This window comes from Brachybacterium endophyticum, assembly GCF_003130585.1.
Classification (GTDB): domain Bacteria; phylum Actinomycetota; class Actinomycetes; order Actinomycetales; family Dermabacteraceae; genus Brachybacterium; species Brachybacterium endophyticum.
The window spans coordinates 117,957-137,850 of record NZ_QFKX01000003.1 but is presented as its reverse complement, the minus strand read 5'-3'; the positions used below and the strand labels follow the sequence as shown (position 1 = coordinate 137,850).

Genomic DNA, 19,894 nt, shown 5'->3' with positions numbered 1-19,894 from the left:
CCGTGGCAGGTACGAGCCGATCGCCGGCCCCGCCTCGGACTCCTTTCGTACCGGACGCTGCGCGTTCGAAGGCTCCGGGTGAGGTCTCGAGCTCCCCTGAGCGTTGAGACCTCACCCAGAGCCATCGAACGCACGGTGTCCGTGAGATCAGCGTCCTCCGTGCCCGTGCCCGCCGCCGTTGCCGCCGCCGTGCCCGTGCCCGCCACCGTGGCCGTGCCCGCCACCGTGGCCGGCCCCGTTACCGCCGCCGTTGCCGCCGCCGTGCTGCTTCCCGCCGGTGGCGGTGAAGATGCCGTCCTGGACGATGCCCTCGGAGAGGCTGCCCGAGGCCGCCCCTGACCCGGAGGACCCCGCCCCCGAACCGCCCCCGTGCTTCAGCGCGGCGCGGCGATCGGCCTCGGGGTCCGCGGCGCGGGAGACGTCACGGGTGACGGCGAACCACCCGTAGGCCCTCCCGCCCTTCAGACCCTTCCAGGTGGCGCTCGCCTGCTCCCTCGACTCGTGGGTGACCTCGCCGATCACGTCCTTCGTGGGGGTCAGTCCCAGCATCGCGTCGGTCGTGAACGCGGTGGTGCGGCCGTCGAACTGGACGGGCACGCGGAAGTCGCCCTCGCGGCCGTCGTAGCGCTTCTCGGGGTCGTACTCGTCGGCCCCGAAGTTGTCGAGGTACGGGGAGTAGGTGTCGACGCTGACCTCGCTCTTGTCCAGGTCGAACTGGAGGAGGCGGAAGAAGCTCGAGCCGAAGCGCAGGCCGGTGTCCTTGCCGTAGCCGCCCTCCTCGGTGAGCCCCAGCTCATCGGAGCCGACCTCGTAGAACTGGTAGTCGGCCAGCAGCTCGGTGACGTCGTTGCCCTTCTGGCCCACGTCCTTGCGCACGCTGATGTTCACGCCGTGCTCGTGGCCCGAGAGCACCAGATCGGCGTTCGGGCTCTTGGAGAGCACCCGGTCGTCGATGATCTGGCCGTCGGCCGAGAAGGGGCCGCCGCGGCCGTCGGGTGAGCTCGAGGGCTTGAGGTAGGCGTGGGTGAGGACGATCCCGTTGCGGGTGGGGTACTTCGCGAGGACTCCGGCGGCCCAGTCGGCCTCCTCCTCGGTGACCGAGTAGCCGAGGTTCACGGTCACGAAGTCCTCGCCGCCAGCGCTGAAGAGGTTGTAGCTGTTGGAGTTGTCGCCCTCCTTCCACGGGTGGTACTCGGCGCCCTCGGCCTTCCAGGAGTCCTTCGCCTCCTGGGCCTCGTACCGCTCGGGCCCGAAGGTCTCGTTGAACAGGGTGTCGTCGGCCCCGCCGAGGTTGTCGTGGTTCCCTGGGATCGTCGCGTTGGGGATGCCGGTGTCCTCGAGGACCTTCTGGGCACCGTCGGCGAACTCCATCTCCTTCTCGGGGACGGAGCGGTCGGTCGCGCCGCTGTTCCAGGACTCCACGACGTCACCGGTGTGGGCGACGAAGGCGACCTTGCGCTTCTCGCCGTTCTCGGCGAGCCAGCGGTAGGAGTCCTTGTAGGCGTCGCCCCACTCCGTGCGCTCGGCCTCGGTGGGGCGTCCGGTCGCGCCCTGAGAGAGGTACTGGGTGTCACTGATGTGCATGAGAGAGAAGTCGTAGTCGTCGGGGTCCTCGAAGGAGTCGTCGACCGGCTTGGCGAGGTCGTCGGCGAAGGGGTCCGTGCCCAGCACCAGGGTGCGGATGCTCCCGTGGTCGTCGTTGGCCCTGCTCGCGCTGCCGTTCAGCTCGACCTGCCCGTCCGAGGAGCCGCGCGCGCTGTCGAGGACCTCGTAACGACCGGTCTCGGTGTTCAGCGCCAGCAGCTGCACGGCCCGCGACGGGTCGACCTCGCCCCGCCACACCAGGCTCTGCCCGTCCTCGGTGAAGGGGATCTTCGTGGCCAGCGCCGGGATCTCGGAGGTCTTCTGCGACTGCAGGGTCTTCCCGTCCGAGGGCGCCAGCGCATCGTCCACGCTCTTCGCGTCCGCGAGCTCCACGTCCCCGGCCACGCCCTCCTCCTCGTCGAACGCGGAGGCGGGAATGGTGCCCAGCTGCGCCGACCTCGCCGTCGCGACGTCCCCCTCGAGGAAGGTGGTGCGCAGAGAGGCGCCGGTGGGGTTGGTGGCGCGCGCGGTGAGGGTCGCGGAGCCGTTCCCGCTGGACTGGGTGGTGCCGTCGGCCGTCGGGATCGAGGCACTGGTGAACTCGACCGCCCCCTTCACGTCCGCGCCGAGCGCATCGCGCGAGGAGTAGCTGAGCGTGTGACTGCCGGCCTTCAGGCCGGGGCCGATCTCGTCGCCCAGGGCGACGGGCTTGCCGTCGAGCTTCAGGGTGAGGTCGCGCGCGAGGAGGTCCTCGTTCTCGATGGTGCCCTTGAGCTTCGTCGGGCGCGTGAGCTGCTTCCCGGGAGCGGGGCTCTCGAGGGCGAAGGAGGCCTGATCGGAGGTGCGGTGGGCGAAGGCCTTGGTGTAGCGGGAGGTGATCTGCTCCTCGCTCAGCGCGCTAGAGAAGACGGCGGCTCCGGCCACGCTCCCGGTCCCGTTGAACTGGGGCTTGCCGCTGGAGTCGGTGTCGGCGCCGACGAAGAACTTCCGTGCGGGCTCCTTCGGCGGGGTGATGGCCTTGCCCTTCGCGGGAGCTTCGGCGACCTTGGTGCCGTTGAGGTAGAGGGAGACGGTGTCCCCGTCCCAGACGCCGGCCGCGTGGTACCAGAGGCCCTGTTCGATGTCGACGCCGGCGCTGTAGTACGTCCCGTCGACGTTGACCACCATCTTCAGGGTCTTTCCGTAAGCGGTCAGCGAGTAGCCACCCGCGTCCTTGGCGCCGCAGAGGTTGCCGGTGTCCTCGTCCTCGCCGTCCGGCAGCGGGGCGTCGAAGCGGACGGTGCACTCCAGGGTGAGGGCCTTCGAGGTCTTCTCGTACCCGTCGGCGTAGTCGTAGCCGAGCGCGTTCGTGCCGTCGAAGGAGGCGGCGTCGCGGCCCAGCGCGTGGTCCCGGTCGATGCGCGGGGCGTCTCCGAAGGTGGTGGTGGCGCGGCCGGTGGCGTCATCGGTCGTGCCACGAGCAGGGTCGACGTCCAGGACGTCCGGGGAGGGAGCATCGGTCCTCGCCTCGGGGAGCGGGGCGCGGGCGGCCTGCTTCGCCCCCTCGCCGTCGGCGGGGGCCGGGGCGGCTGGAGCTGCAGCGGAGGGTCCCGTTCCGAGCGGGCCCGTGGGAAGCGGCGTCGAGGACGCCATCGCGGGGCACAGTCCGAAGGAGAGGGTCGCGGCGAGGGTGAAGGTGGCGGCGCGCCAGGGGGTCGTGGTCACAGGGGCTCCTGGAGGAGGTCGGGGCGGGGAAGGGGATCGCCGCGGACGCTAAGGAGCCATGTAGGCCAGGGCGTGGCCGGGGGACGTCGAGTTGCCGACGGTGCGCGGGCCTTCCGGTGGAGGGCAGGCGAACCCGAGAAATCGTGAACGGACCTGCGAGGACGCGCTCGCCATCCCACCTGCGCGGGCCCGTTCCGCCCGAGCACCGGTGAACACGGATGTCGGCTCGACGGCGCCGTGATGACGATCCGCGCGCAGGCCGACCTATCGGTCGGCGGCGCGTCGGATCACGGCCAAGTGGGGCCGCGCGGAGGGCTGGATCCGAGGGCCGACGGGGAGCCCGGGCCGAGCCGAGAGCGTTCCCGCGGGCACGTCATCTCGGGCGTATCCGTCAGATCGTGCGGGTCAGATGCCGTCGGGGCGGGGCCGCGCCGCCAGCGCCTGGTTCAGTCGTGACCTGACGTCTTCCCGTGCCCCATGCGAGGAACGACCCGTCGGCCAGGCGTCGAGCCCGTCCCCTGCCCAGCGCGGCACGACGTGGACGTGCAGGTGCGGGACGGACTGCCCAGCAGCAGTGCCGCTCGCGTTGAGGACGTTCACGCCCTCGGCACCCAACGCGGAGGTCATCGCCTGGGCGACACGCTGCACCAGGTCGTTCACAGCGTGCAGCGCCAACGGTGAAGCGTCCTGGACCCCCACGCAGTGCTCGGTGGGGATGACGAGCGTGTGGCCGGGGGCGAGGCAGCTGTCGGGAAGAGGCAGGAGCGCGGCTGCGTCGGCGCCGCTCTCGCGCAGCATCCACTCCGCTCGGCCGACACCAGCCAGCAGCGAGCAGAAGATGCAGTCGTCGGGGCCCATGACGGAAGCCTGGCACGGACGGGTACCGCTGCCGACATCGTTTTCGTGCCGGCGCTCCGCTTGCACCAAAGGATGCAAGCGTCAGGAACCGGCCGGACGGGTCTCGAGGATCGCCCCCGGGCCGAGCACCGTAGAGGTGTCAGTTCCCTCCGCGATCGAAGGACCTCTCATGCTGGACCTCATCCGCTCCCGCCCGATCCTCAGTTACTTCGTCCTGGCCTGCGGCCTCAGCTGGCTGGGCTGGCTCAATTACATCCTGTCCGCCAACGGGCTCGGCGTCACGGACGTCGAGTACCCCGTCATCCTGGGTTCGACCCAGCCGCTCGGGGTCCTCCCCGGCGCCTACCTCGGGCCGATCGGCTCCGCTCTCATCGTCACCGCCGTGGTCGACGGCCGGGCCGGCCTGCGCGCCTGGGCCGGACGTCTGCTCCGATTCCGGGTGAACTGGCGGTGGTACGCGGTCTCCCTGCTCGCCGTCCCCGCAGGGCTCATCGTCGCCGGCACCGCCGTGTCGCTCGCGATGGGCGGCAGTGTCGTCGCGCCCTCGCTCGCGCTCCTCGTGCTCTACCCGCCGCTGCTGGTGCTCCAGCTGCTGACGACGGGCCTCGCGGAGGAGCCCGGCTGGCGGGACTTCGCCCTCAACCGCCTGCAGAAGCGCTTCAGCCCCCTGGCCGCGGCCGCGATCCTGGGCCCGGTGTGGGCTCTGTGGCACTACCCCCTGTTCCTCACCGACTGGGCCGAGGGCTCCGGTCGCAACGTGGCCAGCCTGCTGTTCTTCACGGTGTTCTGCCTCAGCTTCAACGTCGTCATGTCGTGGGTCTTCAACCGCACGGACGAGTCCCTCCCGCTGTCGATGTTCATGCACGTGAGCGTGAACAACTTCGTCTCCGTGATCTGGTCCGCGATGTTCCCCACGATCCCGTCGCAGGTAGTCACTCCGATCCTGGCGGTCACGGCACTCACCGCCGCGATCACGATCATCCTGGCCACGCGCGGGCGTCTCGGGAGGTCGCCTCGCCCCGCATCGCTGCCCGTGCACGAGCTGCCTGCCCTGGAGGAGATCGAGGGGCAGGAGGCGCCGTCAGCACCGGTGACGCAGACGGCCGACGCTTCTCGTCAGGGACTACCGTCAGGGTCATGAGCACGCCCCGGCCGACGGCACGGCATCGATCCCTCGGGAGATGGGTCGATGTCGTGCCCGCTGCGTGCGCTCTCGTGATCGCCGTGGGCCTGCTCCTCGCGGCACCCGCGCTCGCACGGGCGAGCGCGGAGCCCCTGGGGTTCCCGCTCATGGGCTCCTCCCCGTGGTGGGCGGTCCTCGCGACGCTTCTCGCCCAGGCGGCCGCCCTTTCCGCGACACGACGACTCCCCCGTGTCGCCGTCGTCGTGGTGGCCGCGCTCCCCGTGGCCCTCGCCCTGCTCGCCCCGGGGACGGCCTTCGGGACCTCGAGCATCGCCGTCATCGTCGCGGCATACCTCGCGGGCGTCCGCGTCCGCCGCGTCCACCTCGGCCTCGTCGCAGGGACGCTGTTCGTGCTCACCGCGATGGCGACGGCCCTGAACGTCACCGCATCCGAGGGTGTGGGGGCGCCGAGCGCGGCCCTCGCGGGGGTGGTGCAGGCGGCGTTCGTGGTCGGTGTCCCGCTCCTCCTCGCGCTGCTCGTGGCCAGTCGCCGGCAGGCCCGCGCCGCGCACGAGCGCGAGCTCGCTGCCGTGCGCCGCGAGCAGGACGCCCGGGTGGCGTCCGCGATCGCTGCCGAGCGCACGGCCGTGGCCCGCGACCTCCACGACATCGCCGCCCATCACATGTCGGGGATCGCGATGTTGGCCTCCGCGCTCGAGCGGCAGGTGGATCGGGCTCCGCAGACCGCGAAGGAGTCCGCCCGGGACATCCGCGCCCAGAGCACGGCCGTCCTGGGCGATCTGCGGCGCCTGGTCGGGCTGCTGCGTGACGACGACTCGGCCCCGCTCGCCGACCGCTCCCTGAACTCGCTGCCGCAGCTCGTGGGCGAGCGACGCACCGCCGGTGCGGACGTGGTCCTGACGATCGGGCCCCGGGACGCCGACGTCGGCGCAGGGGTCGGCACGCTCGCGCAGCTCGTCGCCTACCGCATGGTCCAGGAGTCCCTCGCGAACGCGGCCGTGCACGCACCGGGGGCGCCCTGCGAGGTCCGCGTCGACGCCATGGCGCCGACGCACGTGAGGATCACCGTGGTCAACGGGCCGCCGGCGCACATCATCGGCCACGACGAGAGGTCCGGCGGGTTCGGGCTGATCGGCATGCGGGAGCGCGCGGAGCTCGTCGGCGCCCGTCTCGACCACGGCCCGACGCGCGAGGGCGGATGGTCGGTGACCCTGGATCTCCCGCGTGAGGGCTCCATCCTGGGAGAAGGGAACGCTGCGACATGATCCGAGTGGTGCTGGCCGATGATCAGGCGCTCGTCCGCAAGGGCCTCGCCTCGCTGTTGGACGACGAGGACGACATCGAGGTCGTCGGCGTCGGGGAGGACGGCGTGGAAGCCCTCCGCCTCATCCGTGAGCTCACGCCCGACGTCGCCTGCCTGGACATCCGCATGCCCGGGATGAACGGCATCGAGGTCGCCGAGGCGGTGCGGGACTCGGACGTCGAGGTGCTCATGCTGACCACCTTCGACATCGACGACTACGTCTTCGGTGCCCTCGAGGCGGGAGTCGCGGGGTTCCTGCTCAAGGACTCCGATCCCGAGATCATCGCGAACGCGCTGCGCCAGGTGGCGGCCGGGCGCGGCACGATCGACGGCTCTCTCACCAGGCGACTCCTGCGCGAGGTGGCGCAGCGTCGTCGGCTGCAGCCGATGGCCGTGCTGCCGGAGAGCGGCGTGCAGGAGATCCTGACCGCCCGCGAACTGGACATCCTGCGACTGCTGGCCGAAGGCCTGAGCAACGCCGAGATCGCGGCGCAGCTGCACGTGGAGGCATCGACCGTGAAGTCCCACCTCGCGCGGATGCTGCCCAAGCTCGGTGTCTCCTCACGGCTGCAGGCGGTCGTGTGGGCGTACCAGAATCACGTGGTCGCGTTGCGGGAGTGAGTGATTCAGGGCGTGGTCCACGACAGGTCCGCGCCGCCGTACTCACGGATCGGCCCCGTCAGCGTCGTCCCGCCCACTCGCACAGGGACCGGGACAGTGGCGATCGTGCCGTGCGGCGTCTGCTGGGTGATCGTGGTGGGCGTCGCGGACGTTCCCGCGGGAACGTCATCCAGGCCGGATCCGTCAGATCCTCGGCCGACGAACCGGGACAGCAGCTCGCGTGCGGCGCCGAGCAGATGCGCCCGGACGATCCCGCTGCGCCCGGCGGCGAGCAGGTCGATGATGCCTGCGGCCAGCACGTATCCGGTGCTGTGGTCGAGTGCCTGCACCGGGAGTGCACCGGGTCGAGGCCCGCGCGCTCCGGGTCGTTTCCCGACGCCGGTCTCGGCGTTCCCGCTGCTCCCTTCGCTCCCGAACACGACACCGATGCCCGTGGCCGCCTGCACGATCGAGTCGAATCCTGCCCGTTCGCCCCATGGCCCGGCTTCGCCCCAGGCCGAGAGCGATCCGATGACCAGGTGCGGGTGCCGTTCGCGCAGTGTCTCCGGCGCGAGGCCGAAGCGTGCGAGGGAACCGGGACGGTAGCCGAGCACGACCACGTCGGCCGCTGCCAGCAGGGCGTCGAGTTCGCCGCTGCCGCTGATCGCGCCGAGGTCGGCGGCCACCGACCGCTTGCCCATGCCGCTCGCCAGGTACGCATCGAGCAGCTCGGGCCGCGAGGGCGGGTCCACGCGCAGCACGTCGGCACCGAGGCAGGCGAGCAGTTGGGTGGCCATGGGCCCGGCGACCACCCGGGTGAGGTCCAGGACGCGCACGCCGGTGAGCGGCAGCGACGGGGCCCCGGCGGGAGCCCTGCCGGATCTCCCGTGCGAGGCCCTCGCGGTGATCGGGTCCTCCCGCGCCTCCCCCACCTCGACCTGCCACCAGAGCTCATCGGCCATGGCGCGGGCCTGCGGGTGCTCGGCCCACTCCTGCGGCGTGCGCACACGGGTCGCGATCCCGCCGGCCTCGAGCACCCTTTTCACGACCTCGTCGGCGGACGTCCGTTCGATCGAGGCCGTGACGCCCTCGCGAGCATCGGTGCCCACGGCGCTCGCGATGGCACGCAGGTGATGCGGGTAGTTCCCGTGCAGGCGTACCCATCCGTCGGCCGCCGCGAAGAAGCCCGAGAGCGGGCCCCAGGCCTCGACCGGCGTGCCGTCGACGCGGAGGTGATCGATCGCCGCGTAGGAGGACTCGACCAGGGCAGGGGTCGTGTCGACCTGCACGTCCAGGCCGCGGGCACGCGCGAGGGACCGCGTCGCGTCGACCGCGCGGCTGACGGACTGCATCGCGAGAAAGCCGACGTCGAGCGGGCCCGACCAGGCGGGGATCACCGGTGATGCCATGGCGGGAGCCTCGCATACCGTTGGCCCATCCGCACCGTCGCCGACCGCACCCGCAGGAGCGCCCCGTATGCCCGCATCACGCACTCCCCCGCCCGGCGCCCCGAACGGCTCGCCCCCGCGCAGCACGACGCCGTGGCAGCTGACGACGCTGGAGACCCTCCGCACGAACCTGCCCACCGCGAGGATCACTCCCTACGGATCCGCGACCGAACCGTCGACGCTCGACGGCTGGAGCGACCTGGACGTGCAGATCGCGGCCGACTCCCCCGTCGACGTCGCCACTGCGCTCGGCTCTCCGATCTGGACGTATCAGCACATCGTCGAGAGCGAGCACGAGGTGGTGCGCGTGGTCCTGGCCGACGGGAGACGCGCAGACCTCACGATCACGGGTGGCCCGGCGGTGCTCCCCGCCGCCGCGGCCGACAGCGAGGTGCGCTTCGACGCCGCACTGGCCGCCGTGCGCTTCGGTCGCGGCAGCGATCTCATCGGCCTGCACCTCACCCTCGGCATCCTCCGCCAGACGCTCGTCCAAGGCATGCTCCGTGCGGACCGGGACGCAGGCACGACCCACCACCGGCACGCGAACCCACCCGACGCCGACGCTGCCGGCGTCCTGGAGATCCTGCAGAGCCCTCTGGGACCGGCAACCGCCCGCGAGGCCTATCTCCAGTACGGACGCTGGCGTCAGCGGCTCGACCCCGCCTACGCACCGGATGCGCGTGGACTCGATGCGCTGATCCGTCGCGGCACGGGCGCTGCGTCGTAGCGGGTCGCTCTCCGAGCGCTCACCCGATCCCTCGTGCTTGGATCGAGGCATGCGTCTGTGGAGCCTGCACCCGTCCCTGTTGGATCGTGCGGCGTTGATCGCCGGCTGGCGGGAGACGCTGCTCGCGCAGAAGGTGCTGGCAGGCGGCACGAAGGGGTACACCAACCACCCCCAGCTGGTCCGCTTCCGCGCGCACCCGGAACCGCTCGCCGCCGTCGGCGCCTACCTCGTGGGGCTGCGCGAGGAGGCGACGGTGCGTGGGTACCGCTTCGATCCGACGCGGATCCTCGAGCCCGGCGATCCCGCGGCGATGCACGACCGAGAACCGATCCCGGTGACCGAGGGTCAGCTCGTCTACGAACTCAGCCACCTGCACCGCAAGTGCGAGGGCCGCTCACGGGAGTGGCTGGAGCGACTCCCGGCCGACGGGGACGTGCCACCCGCGCATCCGCTGCTGCACGTGGTGCCGGGCGAGGTCGAGGGCTGGGAGGTGCGGTGAGCTAGCTTGTCTCAGCGCTCCCTACCGCTCGGGGTCAGCGCAGGCACCAGCCGCACCATCACCACCATCGCGACGAGCTCGACGAGCGTCTGGGTGACGACGGCCAGCGGCGCGAGGGCGAGCGAGGCGGGTAGGGCGAGGGCGAGCGGGAGGACGACGAGGGAGTTGCGCGTGGCCGCCGAGAACATCAGAGCCCGGGTCGAGGGCACGTCGAGCTGCGTGATCCGCGAGGCCACGTATCCGATCGCGACGGCGAGGACCACGAACCCGGCGTAGAGGGGCAGCAGCCGGGCCAGGGTGCCCATCTCCGAGCCGACGGCTGCGACCTGCGAACCGATCACGGCCAGCAGCGTGAGGACCATCAGCGGCACCATCGCCCCGGCCATGACCGTCTCCGTCGCACGGCCCACCGGGTGCCGACGCGCGAGCGCCTGGACGGCCGCGGCGGCGGCCAGGGGCACCACGATCAGCAGCAGGAAGGCCCGCAGGAACGGGGCCACGTCGATCACGCCCACCACGTCCCGTCCGGCGAAGACCCAGAGGTGGAGCGGGAGCAGCAGGATCTGCACGAGCATCAGCAGCGGCGCGGCGGCCAGCAGCTTCGCACGGGCGCCGCCGGCGAGCCCGGTGAACACGATGACGTAGTCGATGCACGGCGTCAGCAGCACGAGGAGGACTCCGAGCAGGAGGCCGTCGTCGTTCGCGACGAACCGCGAGAGCCCCCAGGCGACAAAAGGCACGAGCGCGAAATCGACCACCAGGAGCGTTCCGAGGAACCGCAGATCCCGCAGGGCGCGGCCGATCTCGATCAGCGGAACCGCCAGGAACGTCGCGAACAACAGCAGCATCAGCAGCGGCTCGATGGCGTGCTCCAGGACCGGAGCCGCCCCGGGCGCCACGAGCCCGAGCACGGCTCCGAGGGCGATCGCCGCGAGGTACAGCGACACCTGGTGGGCGTCCCACCAGTTCACGAGTCGGGGCACGGGATCCTGCTCCTTTCCCACGACGCTGCTGACGTCCACCGAGCATGCCCTAGGAGCAGCCCGCCCACGAGCCCACGCACGTGTATCGAACGCGTGCATGCCGCTCGCGCGGTCGACTGGAGCACCACCTGACCGATAGGAAGGTCTGGGTTCCGCCTCCGCTGCAGCACGTCGGCCGTGGTCACGACGGGGTCGCTGCGGGAAAGGTTCGGTGCGCAATCACCGCACCCGTTCTCGCCCCGTGCTGTCCAGTAAAGTCAGGTCGGTGCCCCATCCCACCGGACCGTCGTCCTCCCCGCCCCGCGCAGCCCCGGCTCCACCGGGCCGATCCCGCGTCACGACGGGTGCCGACGGGCCTTCGGGCGAGCGGGAGCCGAGCGCCAAGGGCCCGGTCTCACCGCGCCAGCAGATCGCGGACGGCATCGGCGAGGCGATCGGTGGCACACCGCTGGTTCGCCTGAACACCCTCTTCCCCGAGTCCGGCGTGGAGATCCTGGCGAAGCTCGAGTCCGTCAATCCTGGCGGATCCACCAAGGATCGCCCCGCTATGGGAATGGTTCGGGACGCGCTTCGGTCCGGGCGCCTCGCTCCGGGCGGCACCGTGGTGGAATCCTCCTCCGGGAATCTCGGTGTGGCACTGGCCCGTGCCTGCAGTGCCGAGCACGTGCGTTTCGTGTGTGTGGTCGACGCACGGACCAACCTGACGACGGTGCGCACCATCGAGGCGCTCGGCGGCGAGGTCGAACTGGTCTCCGACCCTGACCCGGAGACGGGGGACCTGCTCACCGCGCGCTTCCACCGCGTCCGCGACCTCCTCGAGGAGATCCCGGGCGCAGTGAACCTCTACCAGTACGGCAACCCCGCCAACCCCCGGTCACACTACGACGGCACCATGCGGGAGATCGCTTCTGCGACTGACGGCGAGCTCGATCTGCTGATGGCAGCCGTGTCGACGACCGGCACGATCGGCGGGTGCTCCGCGTACATCCGGGATCACGCCATGTCGACGCTCACGGTGGCCGTCGATGCCGTGGGGTCCGTGCTGTTCGGCGGCACCGCAGCCACACGCCCCCTGCCCGGCATGGGGGCAGGCGTGGTCACCGAGCTCTCGACCCAGGTCGAGCCCGACCGGGTGATCCGCGTGGACGCCGTGGACTGCGTGGTGGGCGCACGGCACCTGGCCCGCAGCGAGGGTCTGCTCGCAGGCGCATCGACCGGCGGCATCGTCCATGCGCTGGGAGAGCTCATCCCCGACCTCGAGTCCGGCGCGCGTGTCGTGTTCATCGTCCACGACGGCGGCGTCCCCTATCTGGACTCCGTCTACGACGACACGTGGGTGCAGGAGACGCTCGGTGTCGGCCCGGAAGCGATCACGCAGAGGATCGATCGGCTCCGACGAGTCACCGGACATGCCTGAGCCGCACCGAGTCCGCCCTCTCACGCTCCGGATCGGCGTGGTCGGTGCCGGCCCCAAAGCCCTGTACGCCTTGGAGGACCTCACTGCGCTGCTGGATGCTCACCCTCCTCCGCCCGTGGCCGGGAGGAAGGGACTGGTGGTGACGGTCCTCGATGCGGTGCAGGTGCCCGGTACCGGCGCCGCCTACGACCCCCGCCAACCCCATCACCTGAGCCTGAACGTCACGGCCGCGATCCTCGATGAGCCCCCGACGGGCACATGCCCCTCCTTCGCAGCGTGGGTGACGGGTCCATACCCGCAGCTGGCGGACGAGCCCTACCCGCCGCGTGCCGTCGTGGGCGAATACCTGGCCCTGCGATGGCAACGGATGATCACCGGGCTCGCCCGCCACGCACAGGTGCGCCGTGTGACCGATCGCGTCACCGACGTCCTCCCCCGGGACGACGGGTGGTACCTGGCGACCGGCCCCTCCTGGCACGGACCCATGGACGAGGTGCTGCTGGCGACCGGCCACGCCTCCGACCACGCCGGAGCTCTGCGACACAGCTGGAGTTCCTCCATCCCGCTCATCCCCGCTGCGCTGCCGGCCGACGCGATGCTCACCCCCGATCGCGTCCCGCCCGGTTCGCGTGTCGCCGTGCGCGGCGGGGCGCTGACGTTCGTCGACGTCTGCTTGAGTCTCACCGAAGGTCGTGGTGCCACCTTCAGTGCCCGCCCCGGAGCCCCCTCCCCTCTCGTGCTCGACCGCTCCGGTCGGGAGCCGGCGGTGATCCGACCGATCACGCGAGACGGTCTCCTGCTGGACGCGAAGCCGGACCCGGGGACACGGGTCTCCGAGACCGCGCAGTGCGCGGTCGAACACGCCCGTGCACGCTTCCCCTCCGAACCCGCACGCTTCGGACCCGACGCCGTGCTGGAGATCGTGATCGATGCCGCGACAGCCATGCTCGGGAAGGGCTCTCGCGGCGCGGTCGAGCAGACCCTGCGCACGGGCGGGGAGCCCGATCTCCCGGGAGGCAGGGGCCGCGCAAGAGCCGCCCTGCGGCGCAGCATCGAGACGGCCGAGGGCACCCGCTCGCCGGGGCCCGCCTGGGCACTGGGCCGCATGTGGCAGAGCCTGTACCCGCTGGTCACCCGCAGTCTGCGAGGAAGCGACGCGCCTGCCGACGAATGGGATCGTTTCCTGCGTGCTGCCCGGGCCCTCGAGCGCTTCGCCTTCGGCCCCCCGCTGCGCAACGCCCGCAAGCTCCTCGCACTGATCGAGGACGGCATCGTCGACCTCGCCTGGATGGACGCGGGGTTCCGCATCGACGGCGAGGGGATCCGGCCCCCGGCCACCGCGCCCTCCGCCGACGCCGCCGGAACGAACGATGTCGACACCGTGATCGATGCCGTGCTCGCCCCACCGGGCGTCGAGCTGGTCATCGACGAGCTGGCGAGGTCCCTGATCAGCCGAGGTCTGGTGCTGACCCGTCCTGGTCGGCGTGGCGTCATCACCGATTCGGCCGGTTCGGCGATCGGCGGCGCGGTGGCCCCCGGTGCTCGCGTCCCCGCCCGCCCCGGGCTGGCAGTGATCGGGCGCCCCACCGAGGACGACGTGATCGGCAACGACTCGCTGAATCGCCACCTGCATACGGAGGGCCGCCGCTGGGCACGGCGGATGACGGGGAGGATCCGGCGGCCCGACGCACCAGAGGACGGTCCGCAATCCCTGTCCCAGGAATCGACGGAGGATGTCTGTCATGACGGATGACGAGTCCACACTGCGTAGCGGCTGCCAGGGAACACCGCCGCTCACCGCCCGTCTGGAACCGTGGGCCCGCCAGCTGCTTTCCGATCCGGAGGCGTGCGCCGAGCTGCTCGAGCAATACGGCAGCCCGTTGAACGTGCATGACTTCTCGCCCCTCCCGCGCAACGCCGAGGAGCTCGTTCGCGTGGCCGAGACGAACGGGGTCGACCTGCGCGTCTTCGTGGCCCGCAAGGCCAACAAGACACTCGGCATGGTGCGCGCGGCACGTCGTGCCGGGCTGGGCATGGACGTGGGCAGCGAGCGGGAGCTCCGTCAGGTGCTCGACGACGGTGTGTCCCCTCGGGACGTCGTCGTCACGGCTGCCGTGAAGCCCGCGCCCCTCCTGCATCTCGCCCTCACGTCGCGTTCCCTGGTGGTGCTCGACAACCTCGACGAGGTCGCCGCGACACGACGCGCGGCGGAGCACACGGCGCTGGCGAGGCGCGAGCGCGGGACGGGCTGCAGCCCCGATCCCTTCCCCGTGGCGCTGCGCCTCGCGCCGACACCCGGCGACCTCGTCCCGCCCACCCGGTTCGGGGAATCCGCCGCGACCTGGCTCCACCTCATCGACACCCTTGGTCTCGGCGACCTCCTGCGGGTGGACGGGATCCACTTCCACCTTCACGGGTACGACCCCGTCGCACGCACCACCGCTCTCGCCGAAGCCCTGGACCTCCTCGATCGCCTGCGCGAACGCGGGATGGCCAGGGAGGACGCCTTCATCGACATCGGCGGCGGGATCCCGATGAGCTATCTGGACTCCCCACACGAGTGGGAGGCCTTCTGGCAAGCACACGACGACGCCCTGCTCACCTCAGAGCACTCCGGGCCCGACGACCGCGACAGTGAGCGGAGCGAGGGCGAGCGTGCTCCGCTGCTCTGGCGTGACCGCCCCCTCAAGCAGGTGTATCCATACCACCAGCAGCTGACGCGCGCACGATGGCTCGACACGGTCCTGAGAGGCGAGATCCGACCGGGGCTCACCGCTGCCCGCGCGCTGCGTGAACGAGAGGTGCAGCTGCGGTGCGAGCCCGGCCGGTCGATGCTGGACGGCTGCGGGCTCACCCTCGCACGGGTCATCCAGCGCACCACCACCAGTGACGGCATACCGCTGGTGGGGTTGGAGATGAACCGTACGCAGTGCCGTTCCACCTCCGACGACTTCCTGGTGGACCCGGTCCTGGTGCACACCGGCGGTCAGCCATCGGAAGCGTTCGAGGGCTTCCTGGTGGGCGCGTACTGCATCGAGGAGGAGCTCATCCTGCGCAGGCGCCTGGCGTTCCCGTACGGGGTGGCCGTGGGTGATGTGCTCGCGCTGCCCAACACGGCGGGCTACCTCATGCACATCCTGGAGAGCGCGTCGCACCAGATTCCGCTGGCCTCGAACGTCGAACACGTCGGAGGCGTCGGCGGCGTCGGCGGCGTCGGCGGCGTCGGCGATGTTCACAGCGATCCGCAGCAAGGGCGAGCAGATACCCGTGTCGTGCGTGACTTCGAGCGGGACGGTATCGACGGTGTGCTGCCCATGCGTCCGTGATGCTCGTGCTCATCGGGACTCCGCCTCAGAACCCCACCTCCGCCGGGCTCACCGACCGCCCACGCCGCCCCGGCCACTCCATGCCGAAGCCCGCGATCGCATCCATGAACCCGATGACGGTCGCCGGGTCCGGGAGGCCGAAGTCCGTGAGGTCCACGGTGGTGTGGCCGCCCGCGACCAGGGCGACGTCGTACCCGCGGATCACGGCGCTGTGCATCGTGCAGCGGATGCACTGCTCGCTGGCTGCTCCGACCAGCACGATCTCCGCGACGCCGAGGCCCGCGATGGTCTGTTCGAGGGAGGTCTCGGCGAAGGCGTCCCCGTAGGACTTCTCCACGAGCGGCTCGTCGGCGCCTGGCTCCAGCTCGGGCACCCACTGCCAGGCCGGCGTGCCTCTGGTGAGCTCTCCGTCGTGGTGCTGGGTGCTGGACCCAGATCACCGGGACTGCTGCTGCTCGCGCCCGGTCGACCAGGTCGACAACGGTGGCGACGACCTCGTCGCGGTGGTGAGCCCCGTCGATGACGCCTTCCTGCAGGTCGACGACGAGGAGCGCTCTTCCGCTGCGTCCTTCCAGTGTGGCCATGTGCGTGCCTTTCCTGAGTGGGTGGATGGTCAGCGGGAGCCGGCCGTCGACGCGGCCGCCGGCACGGTCCGTCGCACCAGCCAGGCCCATTTCCCGAGCTGGCGGACCCTGCTGAAGCCGTGCTCCTCGAACAGCTCGGCGGAGGCCTGGAACAGGAAGCGGCCGTGGGCCACGCGGCCCGTCACGATCTCGGGGATCGATTCGACGGTGCCGCCGCCTGCCCGGGCGATGAGGTCGAGGGCACCGGCGAGGCCCGCCCGCGCGATGCCTTCCCGGCGGTGGTGGGTGTCGGTGTAGAAGCAGGGGATGCGCCATGCCGGCGGCGTCTCCTGCTCCTTCTCGTAGGCGCGACGATGCTGGGCGAGCAGCGGGATCTCGTCCAGGCGGCCGTACTTGGTCCACCCCTGGGCGACGCCGTCGGAGTCGTAGACGACGGCGGCGTGCGCGCGACCGGAGCGGACCAGCTCCTCCTTCGCGGCACGCTTGTCGAGCCCTCTGATCTGGTGGTACGAGGTGCCGTCGGGTGTCGCGTGGTGGCCCATGCACCAGCAGCAGCCGAAGACGCCGCCGTTGCGCTCGACGAGCTCGGCGAAGTCCTCCCAGGTGCCCGCGTCGAGGGGACGGACGGTCCACGCCTCCTCGGCCTGGGCGGCATCGACATCGCCCGTCGGGCTGGTTCCGCGTTCGGGACTGCCGGTGGTCGTGGTTCTCATGGTGGCCTCGTTGCCTCTCGCCCCGGCGATGCGGGGTACAGTCGACCGACTGATCCAGATCCTTCGATCAGTCAGCCTAGAGGAGTGATCGAACAATGTCGACCAGTGAGTTCCCCGACTACGCGCTCGAGGAGGTCCAGGTGGTCACCGAGCCGCGCGTGGTCAAGGCGATCTTCGATCCTCTACGAGGGCTGCTGCTCGAGCTGCTGCTCGAGAGGGCGGCGAGCGTGCAGGAGCTCGCCGCCGCGGTCGATCGCCCCAGGAGCAGCATCGCGTACCACGTGAAGGTGCTGCACGAGGCAGGGGTGCTCCAGGTCGTGCGTACTCGCATGGTGCGTGGCCGTGAGGAGTCCTTCTACGGCCGCACCGCCCGCCTGTTCTCCGTGGGCGACGTCCGGTTCGACCCCGGCCGGGAGACTCCCGGCTTCTTCGAGACTGCTGCGCGCGAGGCGGCGCCCGCCATCCAGGCCGACGACCTGCGGGGGCTGACCCGGTACGCGTGGATCGACCGGGAGAAGGCCGCGGAGTTCTGGGATCGGGTCATGGAGCTGGTCGCCGAGTACGGCCGGCTGCCGCGCACCTCCGAGGGCACACGGGCCTATGCGCTGTTGACCGCTATGTATCCCACGGACCATCCGCGTCTGGCCCCGCCCGACGGCGATGGCGATGGCCCACCTGCCGAAGGATGACCACGGCGTCACTCGAGCAGGACCGTGTTCTCCGGTCGCAGAGCGTGAAGGGCACGATCGAACGTCGCCAGAATCCCACCGTGACGCTCTGCCAGCGCGGCGAGATACACGTCCGTTGCCTGCCGGTGCGCCCGAAGCTCGGCCATGTCGACGTCGGCGTACGAGACGTCATCCGGCCACCACCGACACCTCGGATGCGCACGCAACTGCTCCAGCGCCACTGTCGCCGTCCGAGCACTCTCGCCCACGCGCAGGAAGAAGCGCACCAGAGCTCCTTCCGTGAGCGGACACACGGCGAATCCGGCATCATCACCGACGAATGCTCCGAGCCCGGCGAACCACATCTCGGCGCGCCCGTGGTGCTCGTGCTCGGCGACCATCAGCGCGATGAGCATATTCGCGTCGAGCAGGACCGGCTTCATCACTCGTCGTCCACGATCTCCGCGACCTCCTCCGAGGTGACCCTTCGGGAGATCGAGATGACGGGCAGGCCGGTGGTCGGCGATGTCTCGACCCGCAGCGGCTCGTCCATCTGGCCCAGCCCACGAGCCACGAGTTCCGCGAGGACCGACGACATCGAAGCGTGCCTCTGGGATGCGATCTCCCGAGCTCGCGCGTGGAGCGGGGGCGGAAGATCGACGGTGGTGCGCATGTCTGCATCGTAGGTGATGCAGACATGATGCAGCGTCAGCGAGCCCCGCACCGACTCACCCCAGCCGCCCCACGACCTCCTCCACCGCCGCGAGCACCGAGCCGTCGGCCACGATCTCCTCGACCGCCGCGATGTCCGGCGCCAGGAACCGGTCGGGACCCGGGCCCTCGACCTTCTCGCGCAGCACGGCGATCGCCGCGGCCGAGGCCTTCGACGGCTCGAGCGGTGCACGCAGGTCGATCGCACGGGAGGCCGTGAGCAGCTCGATCGCGAGCACGCGGCGCAGGCAGTCCACGGCGGTGCGCAGCTTGCGGGCGGCGTGCCAGCCCATCGAGACGTGGTCCTCCTGCATCGCCGAGGACGGGATCGAGTCGACGCTCGCGGGCGCGGCCAGGCGCTTCATCTCGGAGACCAGGGCGGCCTGCGTGTACTGGGCGATCATGAAGCCGGAGTCCACGCCGGGGTCGTCGGCCAGGAACGGCGGCAGGCCGTGCGAGCGGGACTTGTCGAGCATGCGGTCGCTGCGGCGCTCGGAGATCGAGGCGAGGTCGGCCGCGACCACCGCGAGGAAGTCCAGCACGTAGGCGACGGGAGCGCCGTGGAAGTTCCCGTTCGAGGTGACCTCGCCGTCCTCGAGCACGACCGGGTTGTCGATCGCGGCGGCGATCTCCCGTTCGGCGACGGTGCGGGCGTGGGCGATCGTGTCGCGCACGCCGCCGGCGACCTGCGGGGCGCAGCGCAGGGAGTAGGCATCCTGCACGCGAGAGCCCTCGGCGGCGACGTCGGCGATGATCGGTGACCCCTCGAGCAGGGCGAGAATGTTCGCGGCCGAGGCCTCCTGGCCCGGGTGCGGCCGCAGCGGGGCGTGCAGAGCAGGGCGGAAGACGCTGTCGCGCCCACGCAGACCCTGCACGGTCAGCGCCGCGGTGAGGTCGGCGATGCGCACCAGCTCCTCGAGGTCAGCGAGGGCCATCAGCAGCATGCCGAGCATGCCGTCGGTGCCGTTGATGAGGGCGAGGCCCTCCTTCTCCTCGAGCAGCACCGGCTCGATGCCTGCCTCGGCGAGCAGCTCCGGGACGGGGCGCTCCTCGCCGTCGGCGCCGCGGGCACGCCCCTCCCCCATCAGCACGATCGCGCAGTGCGCGAGCGGGGCGAGGTCACCCGAGCATCCCAACGAGCCGAACTCGTGGACGATCGGGGTGATGCCCGCGTTCAGCAGCGCGAGCATCGTCTCGAGCACCAGCGGGCGCACGCCGGTACGGCCCGTGGCCAGCGTCTTCGCGCGCAGCAGCATGAGGGCGCGCACCACCTCGGGCTCCACCTCGGGGCCGGTGCCCGCGGCGTGCGAGCGGATCAGCGAGCGCTGCAGGGCGTGGCGCATGGAGGGCTCGATCGAGGTGTCGGCGAGGGCTCCGAAACCCGTGGAGACCCCGTAGACGGGGGCGTGACCGGGAGCGGCGAGCGCGTCGATGTGCGCGCGCACCCGGGCGACCTCCTCGCGGGCGGCGGGATCGAGGTCCACGCGCGCGCCGCGGCGGGCGACGGCGAGGACGTCGGCCGGGGTGAGGCCGGAGGTGGAGAGGGTGACCACGGAAGTCATGACGGCAGGCTCCTTCCAGAGCGGATGCAAATGTCGAGAACCGGATGGCGGGGAGGTCGCGCG

At 71.2% G+C, this 19,894-nt stretch carries 17 protein-coding genes and 1 pseudogene; 9 read left to right on the top strand and 9 right to left on the bottom strand.

The annotated features are described in order from the left end of the window. Positions 1 to 147 precede the first annotated feature (147 nt). Positions 148 to 3,288, bottom strand: a complete 3,141-nt coding sequence (locus DEO23_RS09490) for a laminin G domain-containing metallophosphoesterase family protein (protein ID WP_109275787.1) — start codon at positions 3,286 to 3,288, stop codon at positions 148 to 150. A 405-nt stretch (positions 3,289 to 3,693) separates the two neighbouring features. Continuing rightward, the gene (locus DEO23_RS09485) at positions 3,694 to 4,146 is read right to left on the bottom strand and encodes an HIT family protein (RefSeq protein ID WP_109275786.1); all 453 of its coding nucleotides are present in this window, start codon (positions 4,144 to 4,146) and stop codon (positions 3,694 to 3,696) included. 169 nt (positions 4,147 to 4,315) lie between these two features. On the opposite strand from DEO23_RS09485, the gene DEO23_RS09480 reads away from it, so the two are divergent. The 3 genes from DEO23_RS09480 to DEO23_RS09470 are packed head-to-tail and all read left to right on the top strand — an operon-like array spanning position 4,316 to position 7,214. Continuing rightward, positions 4,316 to 5,287: a type II CAAX endopeptidase family protein gene (locus DEO23_RS09480; RefSeq protein WP_109275785.1), complete on the top strand. Its 972-nt coding sequence runs from the start codon at positions 4,316 to 4,318 to the stop codon at positions 5,285 to 5,287. Next, on the top strand, positions 5,284 to 6,555 hold the full coding sequence (locus DEO23_RS09475) for a sensor histidine kinase (RefSeq protein WP_109275784.1): 1,272 nt from the start codon (positions 5,284 to 5,286) through the stop codon (positions 6,553 to 6,555). The genes DEO23_RS09480 and DEO23_RS09475 overlap by 4 nt, the downstream gene beginning before the upstream one ends. After that, on the top strand, positions 6,552 to 7,214 hold the full coding sequence (locus DEO23_RS09470; protein ID WP_109275783.1) for a response regulator: 663 nt from the start codon (positions 6,552 to 6,554) through the stop codon (positions 7,212 to 7,214). Before DEO23_RS09475 ends, DEO23_RS09470 begins: the two co-directional genes overlap by 4 nt. Before the next feature lie 5 nt (positions 7,215 to 7,219). Here the strand turns inward: DEO23_RS09470 and DEO23_RS09465 are convergent, their stop codons facing one another. After that, positions 7,220 to 8,602 (bottom strand): CoA transferase, encoded by a 1,383-nt coding sequence (locus DEO23_RS09465; RefSeq protein ID WP_109275782.1) that lies wholly within the window; start codon positions 8,600 to 8,602, stop codon positions 7,220 to 7,222. A 67-nt stretch (positions 8,603 to 8,669) separates the two neighbouring features. Between DEO23_RS09465 and DEO23_RS09460 the strand changes: the two genes are divergently transcribed. Further along, positions 8,670 to 9,368, top strand: a complete 699-nt coding sequence (locus DEO23_RS09460; RefSeq protein ID WP_109275781.1) for a hypothetical protein — start codon at positions 8,670 to 8,672, stop codon at positions 9,366 to 9,368. 49 nt (positions 9,369 to 9,417) lie between these two features. Next, positions 9,418 to 9,867, top strand: coding sequence for a pyrimidine dimer DNA glycosylase/endonuclease V (locus DEO23_RS09455; protein ID WP_109275780.1), 450 nt, complete (start codon positions 9,418 to 9,420; stop codon positions 9,865 to 9,867). Between the two features lie 11 nt (positions 9,868 to 9,878). Here the strand turns inward: DEO23_RS09455 and DEO23_RS09450 are convergent, their stop codons facing one another. Beyond that, a complete protein-coding gene (locus DEO23_RS09450; protein WP_240613331.1) occupies positions 9,879 to 10,850 on the bottom strand; it encodes an arsenic resistance protein in 972 nt (323 codons plus the stop codon). A 265-nt stretch (positions 10,851 to 11,115) separates the two neighbouring features. Here DEO23_RS09450 and DEO23_RS09445 point away from each other — a divergent pair, with 265 nt between their 5' ends. Genes DEO23_RS09445 through DEO23_RS09435 form a run of 3 tightly spaced genes read left to right on the top strand, consistent with a single transcriptional unit; the run spans position 11,116 to position 15,593 of the window. Beyond that, positions 11,116 to 12,267: a pyridoxal-phosphate dependent enzyme gene (locus DEO23_RS09445; RefSeq protein WP_240613330.1), complete on the top strand. Its 1,152-nt coding sequence runs from the start codon at positions 11,116 to 11,118 to the stop codon at positions 12,265 to 12,267. Further along, positions 12,260 to 14,020, top strand: coding sequence for an FAD/NAD(P)-binding protein (locus DEO23_RS09440; protein WP_109275778.1), 1,761 nt, complete (start codon positions 12,260 to 12,262; stop codon positions 14,018 to 14,020). The genes DEO23_RS09445 and DEO23_RS09440 overlap by 8 nt, the downstream gene beginning before the upstream one ends. Further along, on the top strand, positions 14,010 to 15,593 hold the full coding sequence (locus DEO23_RS09435) for a type III PLP-dependent enzyme domain-containing protein (protein WP_109275777.1): 1,584 nt from the start codon (positions 14,010 to 14,012) through the stop codon (positions 15,591 to 15,593). Before DEO23_RS09440 ends, DEO23_RS09435 begins: the two co-directional genes overlap by 11 nt. Before the next feature lie 25 nt (positions 15,594 to 15,618). Here the strand turns inward: DEO23_RS09435 and DEO23_RS09430 are convergent. After that, positions 15,619 to 16,177 (bottom strand): annotated as a pseudogene (locus DEO23_RS09430) (isochorismatase family protein). Positions 16,178 to 16,206: 29 nt separating this feature from the next. After that, on the bottom strand, positions 16,207 to 16,890 hold the full coding sequence (locus tag DEO23_RS09425) for a GNAT family N-acetyltransferase (RefSeq protein ID WP_205678924.1): 684 nt from the start codon (positions 16,888 to 16,890) through the stop codon (positions 16,207 to 16,209). Positions 16,891 to 16,985: 95 nt separating this feature from the next. Here DEO23_RS09425 and DEO23_RS09420 point away from each other — a divergent pair, with 95 nt between their 5' ends. Continuing rightward, positions 16,986 to 17,579 carry a winged helix-turn-helix domain-containing protein gene (locus DEO23_RS09420; protein WP_109275776.1) on the top strand — a complete coding sequence of 198 codons (594 nt, stop codon included), beginning with the start codon at positions 16,986 to 16,988 and terminating at the stop codon, positions 17,577 to 17,579. 8 nt (positions 17,580 to 17,587) lie between these two features. Here the strand turns inward: DEO23_RS09420 and DEO23_RS09415 are convergent, their stop codons facing one another. Genes DEO23_RS09415 through hutH form a run of 3 tightly spaced genes read right to left on the bottom strand, consistent with a single transcriptional unit; the run spans position 17,588 to position 19,831 of the window. Beyond that, entirely contained in the window at positions 17,588 to 18,001 is a 414-nt protein-coding gene (locus tag DEO23_RS09415) for a TA system VapC family ribonuclease toxin (RefSeq protein ID WP_109275775.1), read from the bottom strand. Next, on the bottom strand, positions 18,001 to 18,231 hold the full coding sequence (locus DEO23_RS09410) for a hypothetical protein (protein ID WP_109275973.1): 231 nt from the start codon (positions 18,229 to 18,231) through the stop codon (positions 18,001 to 18,003). The genes DEO23_RS09415 and DEO23_RS09410 overlap by 1 nt, the downstream gene beginning before the upstream one ends. A gap of 55 nt (positions 18,232 to 18,286) precedes the next feature. Beyond that, the gene (gene hutH / locus DEO23_RS09405; protein WP_109275774.1) at positions 18,287 to 19,831 is read right to left on the bottom strand and encodes a histidine ammonia-lyase; all 1,545 of its coding nucleotides are present in this window, start codon (positions 19,829 to 19,831) and stop codon (positions 18,287 to 18,289) included. Positions 19,832 to 19,894: the final 63 nt, after the last annotated feature.